Raw genomic sequence first — 17,989 nt, 5'->3', positions numbered from 1 at the left:
GAGGGATCCGACCCGGGATACCGGATCAGCCGCGGCGGCTCGCCCACTGCGCCAGCAGTACCGCCGTGGCCGAGGCCACGTTCAGGCTCTCCACCGCGCCGCTGCCGGGAATCGAGACCTGCTGGTCGCACGCTCCCGCCAGGCTGCGGTCCATGCCCTCGCCTTCGGCGCCCATCACATACACCAGGCGGGCCGGCAGCGAGGTGCGGAACACGTCGTCACCGCCCTCCACCAGGGTCGCCGCCAGGCCGAAGCCGGCCGCACGCAGCTGCGTCATCGCCTGGGCGGTCTCCGGCAGCTGCACCAGCGGCACCGCTTCTGCACCGCCCTCGGCCACGCGCGCGGCGGCACCGGACAGCGCCAGCGTGCTGCCGGCCGGCAGCAGCAGCGCCTTGGCGCCGAAGTGTGCGGCCGAGCGCAGGATCGCACCGAGGTTGTGCGGGTTGCCCACGCCATCAAGCCACAGCGCCAGCGCCGGGCCGTCGCCGACCTGCTCCAGCCACTGCGCCAGCGGCAGCGCCGGTGCGCGCAGCACATCGGCCACCACGCCTTCGTGGTGGGTGGTGCCGGCAAGCTTGTTCAGATCGCCGTCTTCAACCACGCGATACCCCACGCGGTTGGCCACGCACCACTTCAGCAGCGGCTGCAGGCGCGGAATGCGCGCCTCCAGCAGGTACAGCTTGCGCAGCGCCTGTGGCCGCGCTTCGAACGCGGCCAGCACGGCATTCAGGCCGTACAGGCGCAGCTCGTCGCTGCCACCGCGCCCACCACCGCCCGTGGCCGGCACCTCCGGGCGCGGCAACGGCGTTGCGCGCGGCGGACGGGCGGACGGGCGGCGGTTGTTCCAGGGGTTGTTCACTTACACACTCTCCTGCTTGCGCTGGCGCCAGAAATCGGCGTTCTTGATGCCCAGGGCATCAGGGTCGAACACCGGATCCAGGCCCAGCTTCTTCTGTCGTTCGTAGTCACGCAGGGCCAGCATCGCCGGCTTCTGGATGATGAGGATGGCAATGATGTTCAGCCAGGCCATCAGGCCGACGCCGATGTCACCCAGCGCCCAGGCCAGGGTCGCATTATGGAACGCGCCGAACACCACCATGCCGATGATGCCCAGGCGCAGCACCAGCACGGTCAGCGGGCGCTTCCTGTTGTGGTTCACATAGCTGAGGTTGGTCTCGGCCATGTAGTAGTACGCCATGATGGTGGTGAAGGCGAAGAAGAAGATGGCCACCGACACGAACGCCGAACCCCAGCCCGGCAGCACCGCTTCCACGCCGGCCTGGGCGTAGCCCGCACCTTCGGGAATACCGGCCAGGCCCTGGAAGATCGGCGCGGCGCCCTCCACCGGCGAGTACACGTTGTAGGTACCACTGGCCAGGATCAGGAACGCGGTGGCGGTGCACACCATCATGGTGTCGAAGTAGATCGCGAAGGCCTGCACGTAGCCCTGCTTGGCCGGATGCGAGACTTCCGAGGCGGCCGCTGCATGCGGGCCCGAGCCCTGGCCGGCTTCGTTGGCATAGATGCCACGCTTGATGCCCCACTCCACCGCCAGGCCCATCATCGCGCCGAACGCGGCGTGGGTACCGAAGGCGCTGCTGAAGATGATGTTGAACATCTCCGGCACGCGGTCGTAGTTGATGATCATGATGACGATGGCCATCAGGATGAAACCGGCGGCCATGAACGGCACCACCACTTCGGCGAAGTTGGCGATGCGCTTGACGCCACCGAAGATCACCACGCCCAGCAGCAGCGCCACCACGATGCCGATGCCCAGCTTCAGCGCCTGCACCGATTCCATGCCGAAGGCCTGGCCATCGAGCGGACCGCACAGCGCGGTGCCACGGCAGGCGTTGATGATGCTGTCGGCAATGGCGTTGGCCTGTACGCCCGGCATCAGGAAGCCGGCGGCGATGATCGTGGCGATGGCGAAGGCCAGCGCGTACCACTTCAGGCCCATGGCCTTTTCGATGTAGTACGCCGGGCCACCGCGGTAGCGGCCTTCGGCGTCCTTGGTCTTGTAGATCTGCGCCAGGGTGCATTCCACATAAGACGTGGACGCGCCGAGGAAGCCCATCACCCACATCCAGAAGATCGCACCGGGGCCGCCGAAGGCGATGGCCGTAGCCACGCCGGCGATGTTGCCGATGCCCATGCGGCCGGCCATCGACATGGCCAGGGCCTGGAACGAGGACACGCCGGCGTCGGATTTCTCACCCTTGACGGTGAGGCGGCACATCTCGAAGAAGCCGCGGATCTGCATGAAGCGCGTGCGCAGGCTGAAGAACAGGCCGGCGCCCAGGCACACGAAGATCAGTGCCTTGCTCCAGATGATGCTGTTGATGAAGTGTACGGTTGCTTCCACGCGCGCTCTCTCCAGTCGGCGGGTTGTAAGGACGTCCCGTCGGCTGGAAGGGACCGGTCGATTCTCCCTGATCGCAGGCCGCTGCGGTAGCGCTGTTTTGTAGAGCCGAGCCCATGCTCGGCTTGGCCCCCCGAGGGCAGCCGAGCATGGGCTCGGCTCTACAGCGGCCAGCCCGCGTGTTCACGGCAGCTGGGTGCGTACCCGGGCGAAACGGCGAAGGTCGTGCAGCACGCCGCGCTTGTAGACCGCGCAGCGCTCCACGCCCTCCTCCTGGAAGCCGTTCTTCTCCAGCACCCGCGCCGAGCCGAGGTTGAAGTCGACGACCGTGGCCTGCAGCCTGAACAGGCGCAGCTCGTCCATCACCCACGGTGCGAACAGCCCGACCACACGGGTCATCACGCCGTGCCCCCAATAGGCCTGGCCCAGCCAGTAGCCCAGTTCGGCGGTGTGCCCACGCTCGGCCATGCCCTGCTGGGCAGCGACGCTGCCGCAGGCCTGGCCGTCGATCTCGATGGCCAGATTCAGGGTTCCGGGGGCCAGGACGCGGCCGGCGAGAAAGGCCTCGCCATCGGTGCGCGTGTACGGGTACGGGAAACGGTCGCGCAGGCCGCGCGACACCTCGGGATCGTTGGCGTGGCGCAGCAGCGATTCCAGATCATCCGGGCGCCAGGGGCGCAGCTGGAAGCCGTCGCCTCGAAGTGGGGTCAGAGCCCTTTCCCTTTGGGAAAGGGGTCCGACCCCGTCAGCAAGGGACCCGACCCCGTCGGCGTGCCGGTCAGGCATGGCCGCCCACCGACGGCGATTCCGCTTCCTGCTTCTCCAGCTCGCGCTTCACCGCTTCCGGCGAACGGGTGTACGGGGCAAGCCGCGCGTAGAACGCCGGCACCACGAACAGCGACAGGAAGGTCGAGAGGGTCACGCCGAAGATGATCACGATGCCGATCGTGCCACGGCTGGCCGAACCGGGACCACCGGCCACCACCAGCGGAATGGCGCCGACCACGGTGGCGATCGAGGTCATCAGGATCGGGCGCAGGCGCACCATCGCCGATTCAATGATCGCCTCGCGCACGCTGCGCCCATCGTCGCGCAGCTGGTTGGCGAATTCGACGATGAGGATGCCGTTCTTCGCGGCCAGGCCAACCAGCATCACGATGCCGATCTGGCTGAACAGGTTCACCGTACCGCCACTCACCCACAACCCGACCAGCGCGCCGAGCACGCCCAGCGGCACGGTCAGCATGATGGTGAGCGGGTGGATGAAGCTCTCGAACTGCGCGGCCAGCACCAGGTAGACCACCAGCAGGGCCATGGCGAAAGTGAGCAGCACGGCGCCACCGGCGCTCTGGTACTCGCGCGATTCACCCTTCCAGTTCACCTGCGCGTACTGCGGCAGCTCTTCCTGGGCCACGTTCTGCGCCCAGGCAATGGCCTCGCCCAGCGGATAGCCCGGCGCCAGGCCGGCACTGATGGTGATCGAGCGCAGGCGGTTGAAGCGGTTCAGGGTGCCGGCCTCGGCCACTTCGCTCAACGTGACCAGGTTGGACAGCGGCACCAGTTCGCCAGAGGTGGCGCGCACGCGGATCGCGGCCAGGTCGGCCGGGCTGGCGCGACCGTCACGTCCGGCCTGCACCAGCACGTCGTACTCCTCGCCGTTGTCGACGAAGGTGGTGACGCGGCGCGAGCCCATCATGGTTTCCAGCGCCGAACCGATCGCGGTGACCGGCACGCCGAGATCGGCCGCACGCTGGCGGTCGATGTTGACCCGCATCTGCGGCCGGGTTTCCTTGTAGTCCGAGTCGGGGCCGACCAGGCCGGGGTTGTCGGCCATGCGCAGCAGGATGCGGTCGCGCCACTGCGCGATCTCCGCGTATTCCGGCCCACCCAGCACGATCTGGAACGGCTGCCCGCCGCTGCGCACCAGGCCGCCACCGACCTGGGTACGCACACGCACGCCACGGATGGTGTCCAGTTCCTTCTGCAGTTCGTTGGCCACGTCCGGCGTGGCCTCGCTGCGCTGGCGCCACGGCTGCAGGAAGATGCTGACGCGGCCGGTGTGCATTTCCTCGCTGGCACCGAAGCCACCGGGCACGCGCGGGTTGGCACGCACGATCGGCTTGTCCGGGCCGACATGCGGGGCCAGCAGCGCCTCCACCTGCTGCACCTGCTGCACGGTGTAGTCGTAGCCGGCACCTTCCGGGCCGTCGATCATGATCTGGAACGAACCGCGGTCTTCGGCCGGCGCCAGTTCCGAGGGCAGCAGCTTGAGCAGGCCCCAGCTGGCGACCAGCGCGGCCACCATCACCAGCAGGTAGATCCAGGTGCGGTCGACATGGTGATCGAGCACCCGCCCATAGGCACCCGCGAGGCGTTCCAGGTTGCGGTTGATGAAGCCGTGCAGGCCACGTGGCGCCTGCCCGGTGTGCGGCTTGAGCAGCTTGGAGGCCATCATCGGCGTCAGTGTGAGCGCCACGAACGCGGACAACGCCACGGCGGCGGCCAGCGCCACTGCCAGCTCGCGGAACAGGCGCCCGGTGTTGCCTTCCAGGAAGCCGACCGGCAGGAACACTGCCACCAGCACGGCGGTGGTGGCGATCACCGCGAAGGCGACCTGCGCGGTGCCGCGCTTGGAGGCCACCAGCGGGGGTTCGCCCAGGTCGATGCGGCGCTGCACGTTCTCCACCACCACGATCGCATCGTCCACCACCAGGCCGATGCACAGCACCAGCGCCAGCAGGGTCAGCAGGTTGATCGAGAAATCGAACGCATACAGTGCGATGAACGCCGCGACCAGGCAGACCGGTACCGTCACCGCCGGGATCAACGCGGCGCGGAAACTGCCGAGGAACAGCCAGATCACCACCAGCACCAGGATCATCGCCTCCACCAGCGTGGCGTAGACGCGGTCCACCGCCGCTTCGATGAAGGTGGTGTTGTCGAAGGCGACGAAGATCTGCGTGCCCTTGGGCAGGGTCAGCGCCACCCGCTCGGCTTCAGCGCGCGCGGTACGCGCCACGTCCAGCGAGTTGGCGGTGGAGGTCTTGACGATGCCCAGCCCGATGCCGGGCTCGCCATTGCTGCGGTAGTACGCGCGGCGTTCGGCCGAGGCCAGCTCGATCTTCGCCACGTCGCCCATGCGCACCACGTAACCGTCGCGGCCCTTGCCCAGCGGGATGGTCGCGAAGTCTTCGGGCTTGATGTAGTTGCGCTCCACGCGCAGGGTGAAATCACGGTCGGTCGACTCGATGCGGCCGGCCGGCAGCTCCACGTTCTCGTTGCGCAGCGCGGTTTCCACGTCGCCGGTGGTCAGCCCGCGTGCGGCCAGCTGGTCCCGGTCCAGCCAGATCCGCATCGCATAGCGCTGGCGGCCGCCGATGCGGACCTGGGCCACGCCATCGAGGCTGGAAAAGCGATCGACCACGTAACGGTCGGCGTAGTCGCTCAGCTCCAGCGTGTCCATGGTCGAGGAGACCATGTTGAACCAGATGATGGGGTCGGCATCGCTTTCGACCTTGGCGATCTCCGGTGGCCGCGCCTCTTCCGGCATGCGGTCGGCCACGCGGCTGACCGCATCGCGCACGTCGTTGGCCGCCGCTTCGATATCGCGGTTGGAGGTGAACTCGATGCTGACCTGCGAGCGGCCGTTGGTGCTGCGCGCGTTGATCGTATCGATGCCTTCGATGCCGGCCAGCGCATCTTCCAGCACCTGGGTGATGCGGCTTTCAATGACCGCCGCCGAGGCGCCGGTGTAGTCCACCGAGACCGAGACGATCGGCGGGTCGATGGCCGGCAGTTCGCGCAGGGTCAGGCGGGTGAAGGACATCACGCCCAGCACCAGCAGCAACAGGCTCATCACCACGGCGAACACCGGCCGCTGGATGGAGATGTCGGACAGCTTCATCCGCCGTGGCCCTCGGCCGCGGCCGGCGCAGCGTCTTCAGCGGGCTTTGCACCACTGGCGGGCGCTGCGTCCTTGGCGGCAACCTTCAGGCCCGGACGCAGCTTGCCGGTGCCATCGACCACGATGCGCTGGCCCGCTTCCAGACCCTGCCTGATCTCGACCACGCCGGCACGGCGCGCGCCGGTCACCACGTCCACACGCTCGACGCTGTCGTCAGCCTTGATGCGGTACACGAAGGTATCGCGACCGACCTGCACCACGGCGATTTCCGGAATCACCAGCGCCGGGCGCTCGGGGCGGAACAGGCGCACGTCCAGCAGCATGCCAGGACGCAGCGCATGGTCGCCGTTGGCAAAGTCGGCGCGCACGGTCACGGCACGGGTGGCCGGGTCGATGCGCGCATCGATGGTGCTGACCACGCCCTCGAAGGTGCGGCCCGGCCAGGCCACGCTGGTGGCGCTGACCTTGTCACCGACGCCCAGCGCAGCCAGTTCCACTTCAGGCACCTGGAAATCGATGTGCATGTGCTCGATATCGTCGAGCGTGGCGATGACCGTGGTCGGGGTCACCAGCGAGCCAGGGCTGACCTGGCGGATGCCGAGCACGCCGGCGAACGGCGCGCGCACACGGCGATCACCGATGTCTGCCTGCATCTGCATCACGCGCGCTTCGGCGGCATCGCGGATCGACTTCTGCGTATCCAGCGTGGCGCTGGACACCAGCCGCTGGGCGGCCAGCTCGCGCTGGCGCTTGTACAGCTGATCGGCTTCATGGAAGGTCGCCTGCGCCTGCACCAGTGCGGCCTCCTGGGCCTGCCCACGCAGGGTCACGATCGGCGCACCGGCAGCAATGTGCTGGCCGCTTTCGAAATGCACTTTCTCGACGATCTCGCTGACCTTGGCGGTCACGCTGATCGATTCGCGCGCCTTGGCCGTGCCAAGCGCCTGCAGGGTGTCGCTCCACTGACGGGACTGCACGACCTGCGCAGTGACCGGCACCGCTTCTCCCTGCCGACGCGCGGCGGCCTCCTGTTTGCCTGCGCACCCGGCCAGCACGGCCAGGCTGAGGCCAAGGGCCAGGGTCGAAGCGATACGAGCCAACATGAACGGTCCAAATTGATCCACGGCCGCCGAGTGTAGGCAAGTGCCCCTGAAAGCGGTATGTGCCAAGCGTTTACCGGCGTGGAACCAGGGCTGCGATAGCGCCTTGAACCCATTCCGTGCAAGGCTGCCATGGGCAGTGTCGGCGTGTATCGGGGTGTATCCCGTCGTGCACCACCGGGTCAGTCATCGTAGAGTCGAAGCTGCCCGACGGAGGGCGTCGGGCGGGGACGGATCCTGGCGGGGATCCGGCCCCGTTTTTTTACATCCGGCGGATCAATACCGGTAGTTCAGCTTCATCCACACGGCGCGCCCCGGCTCGTTGATGCGCACCGGGTCGGCCGGGAAGCCGAAGTCGGCGCTGCCGGCCAGGTTCAGGTGCTCGCTGTAGGCGCGGTCGAACAGGTTGTCGACGCCTGCGCTGAGCTGCAGCTGCGAACCGAAACGGTACGCCGCGTTGAGCGCGAAGGTGGCAAAGCCCGCGCTCGGCCCGAGATCCTGTGCGACCACGTTGCCCTGGCCATCTGCGACACGGTGCTGGTGGGTCACCGCGCGCAGCAGCGCACCGGCGCTCCAGCGCTGGCCTTCCCAGTTCGCACTCAGGCGCGCTTCCAGCGGCGGCATCTGCGGCAACGGACGCTGCTGGTCGCGGTTCTCGCCCCAGGCATAGGCCAGCGTGCCACCCAGCTTCCACTGTTCGGCCACGCTCACTTCCAGCCCCGCCTCGGCACCGGCGATGCGCGCATCGACGTTGCTGGCCTGGCTCATCCCCATCGCGCCGCTGCGGTGGTAGGTGAACAGGATGTAGTCCTGGATCTGCCCGGCGTACGCCGAGACCCAGGCCTGCACGCGCGGTCCCTTGTACTGCAGGCCAGCGTCGAGCTGGGTGGTGCGCTCGGGCTGGATGCCGGCAAACGCGTTCACCGCATCGGCCGGGCCGTGGTCGGGCGAGAACAGCTCCCAGTAGTCGGGCATGCGTTCACTGTGGCCGAGGCCGGCGTACCAGGTCAGGCCGTCGGCCAGGTCCTGCTCGTAGCGCAGGAAGCCACTGCCGAGCCATTCCTTGCGACGCTGGCCCGCAGTCGGATTGGGCATGTTGCCCATCATTCCGCGGAGCAACTGCCGCTCGTCGCGCACGCTGGCGCGATCGATGCGCAGGCCGCTGATCCAACGCTGGTCGGTGCCGGCGCCGAGGGTCAACTCGGTGAACACGCCGTAGCGGCGGAAGTTGGCATCGGTCTCCCAGGCGGCCTGGCGGTAGGTGTCGCGGCCCATGCCCATGCGGCCACGATGGCGGCTGTCCTCGCCATCCACGCCCGCCACCAGCTGCACGTCCTGCCAGCGCCACTCGGAACTGACCCGGCCGCCCTGGGTACGGCGATCCACGTTCGAGGCCATCGGCATCGGCATCATGCTGTTCGGGTTCGGCGCACGCAGCGTGTAGTTGTCCATCACGTGATCGGCCTCGTTGTAGTACACGTTGGCCTGCACCGTGTCCCACGCACCCGGCAGGTTACGCTTCTCGAAGCGCGCGGCATAGCTGGTGCGTTCGAACGCTGCCCCGTCCATGCCGCGTCCCGCATAGCGTGCGATCGCATCTCCGGCACCGGCAGAAATTTCCAGCAGCGTGTCGGCATCCGGCGTCCAGCCGATCGCCACGTCACCGTTCCACTTGCGCCACTTCGATGGCACCACATCGCCGTGGCCGTCCTTGTAGTCATCGGCTTCGGAACGGTTGCCACTGGCGCGCACATAGCCGGTCGGGTTGCCCAGGGTCAGGTCAAGCACCTGGTCGTTGCGGTTGCGCGAACCGACCAGCGCACTGGCATCGGCACGCAGGCCCGGCTCTTCGAAGCGCGGTGTATCGCGCTCGAAGCGTACGGTGCCAGCCGAGGCACCTGCGCCCCAGCGCACGCTCTGCGGGCCCTTGATGATGGTCAGCCGGTCGAAGCTTTCCGGCGCGATGTAGGACAGCGGATTGTCCATGCGCGACGGGCAGGCACCGATCAGGTTGCCGTCATTGCTGAGGATGTTCAGGCGCGAACCGAACATGCCGCGCAGCACCGGGTCACCGTTGGTGCCGCCGTTGCGGATGGCGGAGAAACCGGGAACGGTCTTCAGGTAATCGGCGCCATCACTGGCGGGTACCGGCTGCCGCGGCAGGCGTGGGTCGGTCACCCAGTGCAGTGGCGAGGACGGTGCGGCAGCAGTGACCACCAGGGTGTCGAGGGTACGCGCCTCTTCGGCGGGCGCGGCATGGGCGAGCGTTGCAGTTACGGCCAGGCCAAGGGCAACCGGCAGGCGCGCACAGGCGCCCGCGGGGCGGGAAGTCATTTTCATCGGAACAGCTCCAAGGTACGCACGCGCGCACGGCGCCCGGTCAGGCGTCGTGCGGCAGATTCGACAGGGACATCAGCGAACGATGGAGAAAGGCGGCGGCCCACGCGCGGCATGCGCCGGCCAGCACAGCGCGGGCAGCACCTGCCGCGACCAGGGGAACACCAGCCGCGGCCGCCACAACAGCGGCAACAGCAGCACCAGCACGGCCAGCCACGGCAGCAGGCGCATCGCCAGCACGCAGTATTCGCAGGCTTCGCCGTGCATGGCGTGGGGATCGGCCGGTGGGGCCGGATCCCTCTGCCCATGCAGAGGGCTCTGACCCAATCCGGCGCCATCGTGATGCATGTGCGCGTGGTCCATGCCGGCCATCGCAGCGTGGCCCACCGATGGCGCCTGCAGCGCGCGGCTGACCAGCGGCGCAAGCACCATCAGCAGCGTCGCCAGAACGGCAAGCTGGAGCAGAAGGCGCTGCGGGCGGGACAGCCGGGTCATCCCGCTAGTGTAGAGCCGGGTCCAGGGTTGCCCGTGCGACGAACCGTCGCAGGAGGGGTTTATCGGCAGGGCTGCGCCCTGCACCTGCAGAGGCCACGTCCACGGCAAGAGCCGAAGCAACAGCAAAAGCGGGTTCCTGTGGGTAGGCGGGGCGGGTCCGGTTGCGGGAGACGCCGTAAACCCATCCATGGGGGCTTGGCCGCGGCATCCATGCCGCGGACACTCCCGCAACCGGACCCACCCCGCCTTCGACAGTTTCCTGCGGTCTGTTGGAACGGCTTTGGGGTCAGATCCGTTTTCCGAAGGAAAACGGATCTGACCCCAGATGCATTTCGACATCTGACAGCTTTCATCCACGCATGGCGTGGATCTACCGTGTCGACCAAGGTCGACACCTACCAACAGCCGCGAAGATCTGTCAGAGGTGGGGCGGTGTCGGAGTGCGGGGTGTCAGCCGCATGGATGCGGCTGCCAAGCTTACAGGGACGTACTTGCAGCGTCCCCGCACTCCGACACCGCCCCGCCAACCCACGGAATGCCGCTTCTGCTGTTGCTGTTGCTTGAATGCCGCGGCAGGTGCAGGGCTGCAAGCCCTGCTCGACCCCCCTCACACCGTGATGGTCTGGGTCAGTGATTCCCAGGTCGGTGGCACCGGCCACGCGGCCGCCTGGTTGCCATCCAGCACCCGCCGCAGGTCGCGGGGATCGATCTGCGGTGCCAGCACATGCACCAGCTCCAGCGCGTAATCACGCAGCACGCGGTCGCGCGGCAGCACCGCCCAGGCGATGCACTCGCTGATCGGGTCCGGCGCCGGCCACGACCTCAGGTCTTCGTCGTTGGAACTGACCGCCATTTCGGCCAGCAGGCCCACGCCCAGGCCGGTACGCACATAGGTCTTGATCAGATCGGCATCCAGCGCGGTCAGCGCCAGATCCGGCACCAGCCCGTTGGCGGCAAACGCACGCTGCAGCGACGAATTCGGGCGGGTCGAGGATTCGTAGCTGATCAATGGTTGCCGGGCCAGCGCGGCCAGGTCCGGTGCACGCCCGGCGCGGTCCAGCGGGTGGCCCTTGGGCACCACCACCAGGCGTCGCCAGCGGAACAGTGGCACCGCGATGCCATCGGTGGGCTCCCCCCCAGCGGTGCTGATGATGGCGATATCCGCGTCACCCTGGTTCAAGCGATCCAGCGCGTCGGCTTCACCGGCCTGCTGCAGGTGCACGCTGACCTGCGGGTAAGCCTGCTTGATCGCCGCCACCGCCGGCGGCAGCACGAAGCGCGCCTGGGTGTGGGTGGTGGTCAGGATCAGCTGGCCCTGGCTCTCGCGCCGCTGGTTGGCCGCGTAGGTGCGGATGTTGTTGGCCTCGGCCAGCACGGCGCGGGCGCGGGCGATCACCTCGGTCCCGGCCGGGGTGACCGACTCCAGGCTGCGGCCCTTGCGCACGAACAACAGGAAACCCAGCTCGTCCTCCAGCTGCTTGAGCTGCTTGGACAAGCCCGGCTGGGTGGCATGCACGCGCGAGGCGGCCAGCGTGATGTTCAGCTCGGCGTCGGCGATGGCAACCAGGTAGCGCAGCTGGGTCAGCGTCATGGGCAGGCAGGCGGCGTGGGGCGGAGGTCCACTCTAGGGTCAATTGCCGTCACCAGCTTATAACCAAAGGTTGTTTAAGAAAGGTATCTGGTCATTTCCGGGCGTCATATGCCGGCGCTACGGTCAGCCGGCAGCCGCTGGCCTGAACAGCCAGCCCTCCCCCTTCGCCCGCCGAAACCCGGCGCGGCCCCGTTTCCGGAGCGCTTCCATGGCCCTGTACGACTCCATCCTCGACACCGTCGGCAACACCCCCATCGTCAAGCTGCAGCGTCTGGCACCGCCGCAGGTCAGCGTTTACGCCAAGGTCGAGTCGTTCAATCCGGGCGGCTCGGTCAAGGACCGCCTGGCTTTGGCGATCATCCTCGACGCCGAAGCGCGTGGCCTGCTCAAGCCGGGCGACACCATCGTGGAGGCCACCTCGGGCAATACCGGCGTGGCACTGGCGATGGTCGCCGCAGCGCGCGGCTACAAGTTCGTGGCGACCATGGTCGAGACCTTCTCGGTCGAGCGCCGCAAGCTGATGCGTGCCTATGGTGCCAAGGTGATCCTGACCCCGGCTGCCGAACGCGGCAGCGGCATGGTGCGCAAGGCAGCCGAACTGGCCGAACAGCACGGTTGGTTCCTGGCCAGCCAGTTCGCCAACCCGGCCAACCCGGCCTATCACCGCAACACCACCGCCGCGGAAATCCTGCGCGACTTCGCCGGCAAGCGGCTGGACTATTTCGTCAGCGGCTGGGGCACCGGCGGCACGCTCACTGGTGTGGGCGAAGTGCTGAAGGTCGCGCGCCCGCAGACCCGCATCATCGCCACCGAGCCGGCCGGCGCCGCCCTGCTCAAGGGCGATGACTGGAAGCCGCACAAGATCCAGGGTTGGACCCCGGACTTCGTGCCGGACGTGCTCAACCGCGATGTGGTGGACGAACTGGTCTCGGTCGAAGATGACCGCGCGATCGCCACCGCGCGCCGCCTGGCCGCCGAGGAAGGCATCTTCGTCGGCATCTCTGCCGGTGCCACCGTGGCCAGCGCGCTGGACGTGGCTGCCCGCGCCGAACCCGGCTCGGTGATCCTGGCGATGCTGCCGGACACTGGTGAACGCTATTTCTCCACACCGCTGTTCGCCGATGTCAACGAAGGCTCCGACGACGACTGGCTGGCCGGCCTGCCGTAAACCGCCCGGGGTCGGATCCCTTTGCCGCAGGGAAAGGGCTCTGACCCCACCCGCGTGGATCAGCGACAGGGGTCAGAGCCTTTCCCATGCGGGAAAGGATCTGACCCCGTTCTGCTTCAGCCTGCGTGAAGGCGTCGCCCGCCATCGTGCGTGAAGGCCGTCGGATCGCAGCGCGTGAGACGGTCATGACGCAGTATCGATGCCCTGTCCCCTACCGTGGGAACAGCCGGCGCAGATGCTGCGCGGATCACCTCACAGGCAGGAGACGGACGCATGAAGATCGAGGTTTGGCAGGGTGACATCACGACCCTGGCGGTGGATGCGATCGTCAACGCGGCCAACGAAACACTGCTCGGTGGCGGCGGTGTCGACGGCGCGATCCATCGCGCGGCCGGCCCCGCATTGCTGGCCGAGTGCGCGCAGTTGCCGGAGCTGCGCCCGGGCGTGCGTTGCCCGACGGGCGAAGTGCGCGCCACCAGCGCCCATGCGCTGCCGGCGCGCCATGTACTGCACACGGTGGGCCCGGTCTGGCATGACGGCCAGCGCGACGAACCGGCGCTGCTTGCCAACTGCTACTGGAAGTCGCTGCAGCTGGCCGAGTCGCTGGGCGTGCAGTCGATCGCGTTCCCGGCGATCAGCTGCGGCGTCTATGGCTATCCGCTGTACCAGGCGGCGCAGATCGCAGTGACCGAAACACTGGCGTGGCAGCGCAGCCATGCGCAACCGATGCGCATCGTGCTGGTGGCGTTCAATACCGCTACGGCCAAGGCCTACCAGCAGGCGTTGAGCGCCGCCGGGCAAAGCGCGGACAGCGAACCGCGCGGGTCGATGCTGCCGCCCCTGGGCGATGCGGGTTTTGCCGCCGCGCACTGAATCCCGGTGCGCGACGTAAAGAAAAAGGCCGGGCAGTGCCCGGCCTTTTCCGTTGCACCGTCGTGCTCAGCCACGCATGGCGTGGGGCACGCTCAACGGCTGGCAGCTTCCACCGCGGCGGCGTCATCGGCCACGGCGGCTGCGTCGGCTGCGGCACGTGCCGCCGAGGCCGCAGCCCCATCGGCGCTGGCGCCATCCACCTGCACGCGCACTTCCACCATGCCCGCGCCATTGTTCAGGCTGGACACGTCGACCGTGTAATGACCGGCCGGCAGGGTCTCTTCCAAGCGCGAATTGGTGCCGTTGCCACCATCGTCGTCGGTCAGCTCGACATCGCCGCCGACCACGCGCAGCACGGTATCAACCTGGCTGGATATCGCATCCAGGCGCACATCGGCCGGGCGGTCCAGCGACAGCAGGAAGCGGCGACGGCCATCGTTGTCGAGCATCGTGTACACGCTGCCCGACTTCGGCAGTGCCGTGCCATCGCGCTCGACCAGATTGCCGGGCAGCTCGATGCGGTTGGCCGACAGGGTGAACATGCCGCTGACGCCGTCGCCGAGGCCGCGCGCGGTCAGGGTGTACTTGCCCGGCTTCAGTGACAGGGTCAGGCGCGAGTTGGTGCTGTCGCCGCCATCGTCATTCTCTGCATCCACGCCCTGGCCCGACAGCTTCAGCACCGGATCGAAGACATCCGACACCAGGCGGATCTCGTACAGGCCGGCCTTGTCCACCTGCAGGGTGTAGTCCTGGGAACCACCGGCCAGCATGTCGACGATCTCGCCGCTGCCCGGCAGCGGCTTGCCGTCGTACGGCACCAGCTTCTCGGCGCGCAGGCGGTAAGGACCGTAGTCGGTCGAGCCGTTGGCGTTGACCGCCACCTGGTAGGTGCCGCCACCGTTGGCACGGAAGGCCACCGAGACGTCGCCTTCGCGCTCGTAGCCGGTGTTGCTGCTGGCCACCAGGCTGCCGTTGTTGAACACGGCGATCGAGCCGCTCAGCGAACCGGTCAGCTTCAGCCCGACCAGCTGCTTGTCTTCCAGCTTGATCTGGTAGAGCTGGTGGTGGCTGCCGTCGTTGTAGTTGATGCCGCTGCGCGAGGTGATCTCGCCGGATACCGGCTTGTCGAAATCGAGTGACGCGGCCTTGCCCGCGTCCGCGCCGCCGCCGATGCGGTTGCAACCGCTGGCGACCAGGACCGTGGCAACGGCCAGTGTGATTGCTGCCAAACGCATGTTGTTTCTCCTTGGCCTTCCATGTGGTTCCCGCATACCGGCCAGGCACGCGGGGGCGGAAAAGATACCCGCAAAAGCAAACGCCGGCGTGATGCCGGCGCTGCCTTGTTCATCCGGCGATGGGACGGATCAACCGTTCCACTTGCCCAGCGCGGCCAGGCCGTTGTCCTTGGCGCGCTCGTACACCGTCTTCTGGGCAGCAGCGTAGTTGCCCTTCATGTCCTTGGCCCACAGCTTCAGCGCGGCCTGCTGCATGGCGCGGCCGTAGGAGAAGCTCAGCGGCCACGGCAGGTTGCCCAGCTGGTTCATCGCGTTCAGGTGCTCGGTGGACTGCTCGTCGCTCTGGCCACCGGACAGGAACACCACGCCCGGCAGGATCGCCGGCACGGTGCTCTTCAGGCACATCACGGTCGACTCGGCCACTTCCTCGACATCGGCCTGCTCTTCACAGTCCTTGCCGGAGATGACCATCGAGGCCTTCAGGATGGTGCCTTCCAGCAGCACGTTCTGCTGGTACAGCGCGTCGAACAGCGAGCGCAGGGTGGCTTCGGTGACTTCGTAGCAGGTTTCGATGTCGTGGTCGCCGTCCATGATCACTTCCGGCTCGACCATCGGCACCAGGCCGCATTCCTGGCACAGCGCTGCATAGCGGGCCAGCGCATGGGCGTTGGACTCGATGCAGGTGCCCGACGGGATGCTCTCGCCGATGTTGATGACCGCACGCCACTTGGCGAAGCGCGCGCCCAGCTTGTAATACTCCTGCAGGCGCTCGCGCAGGCCGTCGAGGCCTTCGGTCACCAGCTCGCCCGGGCAGCCGGCCAGCGGGTGCGCACCCTTGTCCACCTTGATGCCCGGAATCATGCCGTGGTCGGCCATGTACTTGGCGAACGGCACGCCGTCCTTGGTCGACTGGCGGATGGTCTCGTCGTACAGGATGGCGCCGGAAATGTGCTCGTTGAGCTTCGGCGTGGTCAGCAGCAGCTCGCGGTAGGCGCGACGGTTCTCCTCGGTGTTCTCGATACCGACGCCGGCGAAACGCTTGGCGATGGTAGCGGTGGATTCGTCGATCGCGATGATGCCCTTGCCCGGGGCGACCATGGCCTGGGCGGTTTCAGCCAGCTGTTCGATGCTCATGTATTTCCTGTGGCGGGTGCGGGAAAAACGTAAGTATAGCCCTGCTGCCCGTTGCCTCGCCGTGGAGGACAGGATGGAAACGCTTCCACGTCTACGCAGGACAAAGGATGTCCTGCGGCATGGGGTCAGAGCCCCTTCAGGGATCTGACCCCTGGTCAGTACGGGGTCAGATCCCTTCAGGGCTCTGACCCCAGATCGGCAGCGCCGACCCGACCGTCAGGGCTTACAGATCGCCCAGGCCGATGGCGCGGCCATCCTCGCCCACTTCCAGCAGGCGCAGGGTGTTGGTGGCACCATGGGTTTCCATGTGCTCGCCGCTGGTGAACACAACGCGGTCACCGGCCTGCAGCAGTTCCGATTCGACCAGCAGGCGGATGCTGCCGCGCGCCGCTTCGCGCGGGGTCAGGCCGCGGCTGTCGAAGTTGATCGGGAACACATCGCGCATCAGCGCCATCTGGCGACGCGCGCCGTCGTGGCGGGTGACCGCGAACACCGGCGCCTTGGCGCGGAAACGCGACAGGTAACGCGCGGTGCCGCCGGATTCGGTCATGGCCACGATCGCGCGCACGCCCACATGCTGCGACAGGAACATGGTGGCCATGGCAATTGCCTGGTCGGCACGTTCCAGGTTGCGCGGCGAGGCGTTGAAATCGGTCTCGGTCTGGAACTGGCGCTCGGCACCCAGGCAGATGCGTGCCATCGCTTCCACCGCCTTGACCGGGTAGGCACCGGCGGCGGTTTCCGCCGACAGCATCACCGCGTCGGTACCGTCGATGACCGAGTTGGCCACGTCCAGCACTTCGGCGCGGGTCGGGATCGGGCTTTCCACCATCGACTGCAGCATCTGCGTGGCGGTGATCACCACCTTGTTCTGCGCCAGCGAGGCCTTGATGATCTTCTTCTGCAGGCCCGGCAGCTCGGCATCGCCGATTTCCACGCCAAGGTCGCCACGGGCAACCATCACCACGTCGCTGGCCTCGACGATTTCTTCCAGGTTCTCGATCGCCTCGGTGCGCTCGATCTTCGACACCAGGGCGGCATCACAGCCGTGCGAGCGGGCGATGTCGCGCGCGTCGTTCATGTCCTGCGCGTTGCGGCAGAACGACACGGCGATGAAGTCCACGCCGATCTTGGCAACGATGCCGATCAGTTCCTTGTCGCGCTCGGTCAGGGCACCCAGCGACAGGCCGCCGCCCTGCTTGTTCAGGCCCTTGCGGTCGGACAACACACCATCGTTGAGCACGGTGTTGACGATGCGCTCGCCCTGCACTTCCACCACCTGCAGCTGCATCAGGCCGTCGTCGAGCAGCAGCACATCACCCGGGCCCACGTCCTGCGGCAGGCCGAGGTAGCTCACGCCCACCTGGCTGGCGTTGCCCGGGCCGGCGTTCTCGCTGGCGATCAGGTCGAAGCGGTCACCCGCCTTCAGCTGCACCTTACCTTCGGCGAAGCGCTCGATGCGGATCTTCGGGCCCGGCAGGTCGGCCAGGATGCCCACTTCCACGCCCACGCGGGCCGACGCGGCGCGCACTTCGGCAGCACGCTTGGCCTGGCCGGACGGATCGCCATGGCTGAAGTTCAGGCGCACCACATTGACGCCGGCGCGGAAAAGATCCTCCAGCACGCCCGGCGGATCAGTGGCCGGACCGAGGGTGGCAAGGATCTTGGTGCGACGCTGACGCTCGAACATGGTGGATGGGCCTCTCCCGTTAAAGAACGGAAATTAGCACATCCTTCACGCCGCATGTATACGGTTACAGCCTTGTGCTGCCTGACTCCGCAGGTCA

Annotated in this window: 13 protein-coding genes; 2 read left to right on the top strand and 11 right to left on the bottom strand. The window is 67.4% G+C overall.

From position 1 onward, the window contains the following. Nucleotides 1–25 precede the first annotated feature (25 nt). From AC5P53_RS04070 to AC5P53_RS04035, 8 genes are all read right to left on the bottom strand, one after another. Nucleotides 26–859: a TrmH family RNA methyltransferase gene (locus AC5P53_RS04070; RefSeq protein ID WP_046432259.1), complete on the bottom strand. Its 834-nt coding sequence runs from the start codon at nucleotides 857–859 to the stop codon at nucleotides 26–28. Next, complete coding sequence (locus AC5P53_RS04065) at nucleotides 860–2,368, bottom strand: alanine/glycine:cation symporter family protein (protein ID WP_134809222.1); 1,509 nt, start codon at nucleotides 2,366–2,368, stop codon at nucleotides 860–862. Between the two features lie 180 nt (nucleotides 2,369–2,548). Then, nucleotides 2,549–3,151: a GNAT family N-acetyltransferase gene (locus tag AC5P53_RS04060; RefSeq protein WP_126411301.1), complete on the bottom strand. Its 603-nt coding sequence runs from the start codon at nucleotides 3,149–3,151 to the stop codon at nucleotides 2,549–2,551. Continuing rightward, the gene (locus tag AC5P53_RS04055; protein ID WP_032957173.1) at nucleotides 3,144–6,269 is read right to left on the bottom strand and encodes an efflux RND transporter permease subunit; all 3,126 of its coding nucleotides are present in this window, start codon (nucleotides 6,267–6,269) and stop codon (nucleotides 3,144–3,146) included. Before AC5P53_RS04055 ends, AC5P53_RS04060 begins: the two co-directional genes overlap by 8 nt. Further along, nucleotides 6,266–7,372 carry an efflux RND transporter periplasmic adaptor subunit gene (locus AC5P53_RS04050; RefSeq protein ID WP_032957171.1) on the bottom strand — a complete coding sequence of 369 codons (1,107 nt, stop codon included), beginning with the start codon at nucleotides 7,370–7,372 and terminating at the stop codon, nucleotides 6,266–6,268. Before AC5P53_RS04050 ends, AC5P53_RS04055 begins: the two co-directional genes overlap by 4 nt. A gap of 273 nt (nucleotides 7,373–7,645) precedes the next feature. Next, nucleotides 7,646–9,709, bottom strand: coding sequence for a TonB-dependent copper receptor (locus AC5P53_RS04045; protein ID WP_241887064.1), 2,064 nt, complete (start codon nucleotides 9,707–9,709; stop codon nucleotides 7,646–7,648). A gap of 72 nt (nucleotides 9,710–9,781) precedes the next feature. Beyond that, nucleotides 9,782–10,201, bottom strand: a complete 420-nt coding sequence (locus AC5P53_RS04040) for a DUF2946 family protein (protein ID WP_049404920.1) — start codon at nucleotides 10,199–10,201, stop codon at nucleotides 9,782–9,784. A 607-nt stretch (nucleotides 10,202–10,808) separates the two neighbouring features. After that, the gene (locus AC5P53_RS04035) at nucleotides 10,809–11,792 is read right to left on the bottom strand and encodes a LysR family transcriptional regulator (protein WP_010481448.1); all 984 of its coding nucleotides are present in this window, start codon (nucleotides 11,790–11,792) and stop codon (nucleotides 10,809–10,811) included. A gap of 208 nt (nucleotides 11,793–12,000) precedes the next feature. Here AC5P53_RS04035 and cysK point away from each other — a divergent pair, with 208 nt between their 5' ends. Together cysK and AC5P53_RS04025 are read left to right on the top strand one after the other, a co-directional pair. After that, on the top strand, nucleotides 12,001–12,960 hold the full coding sequence (cysK, locus tag AC5P53_RS04030; RefSeq protein WP_046432270.1) for a cysteine synthase A: 960 nt from the start codon (nucleotides 12,001–12,003) through the stop codon (nucleotides 12,958–12,960). A 273-nt stretch (nucleotides 12,961–13,233) separates the two neighbouring features. After that, nucleotides 13,234–13,833 (top strand): O-acetyl-ADP-ribose deacetylase, encoded by a 600-nt coding sequence (locus AC5P53_RS04025; RefSeq protein WP_014648231.1) that lies wholly within the window; start codon nucleotides 13,234–13,236, stop codon nucleotides 13,831–13,833. Nucleotides 13,834–13,925: 92 nt separating this feature from the next. Here AC5P53_RS04025 and AC5P53_RS04020 read toward each other — a convergent pair whose 3' ends face one another. From AC5P53_RS04020 to pyk, 3 genes are all read right to left on the bottom strand, one after another. After that, complete coding sequence (locus tag AC5P53_RS04020) at nucleotides 13,926–15,068, bottom strand: ABC transporter substrate-binding protein (RefSeq protein ID WP_241887065.1); 1,143 nt, start codon at nucleotides 15,066–15,068, stop codon at nucleotides 13,926–13,928. A 129-nt stretch (nucleotides 15,069–15,197) separates the two neighbouring features. Then, nucleotides 15,198–16,202: a class I fructose-bisphosphate aldolase gene (locus tag AC5P53_RS04015; protein ID WP_014648233.1), complete on the bottom strand. Its 1,005-nt coding sequence runs from the start codon at nucleotides 16,200–16,202 to the stop codon at nucleotides 15,198–15,200. Nucleotides 16,203–16,425: 223 nt separating this feature from the next. Next, a complete protein-coding gene (gene pyk / locus AC5P53_RS04010; RefSeq protein ID WP_032959168.1) occupies nucleotides 16,426–17,892 on the bottom strand; it encodes a pyruvate kinase in 1,467 nt (488 codons plus the stop codon). Between the last annotated feature and the right edge of the window lie 97 nt (nucleotides 17,893–17,989).

The sequence above is a fragment of the Stenotrophomonas sp. YJH_SMC_82 genome, from assembly GCF_059368875.1.
This window is presented reverse-complemented; position numbering and strand designations above follow the sequence as displayed.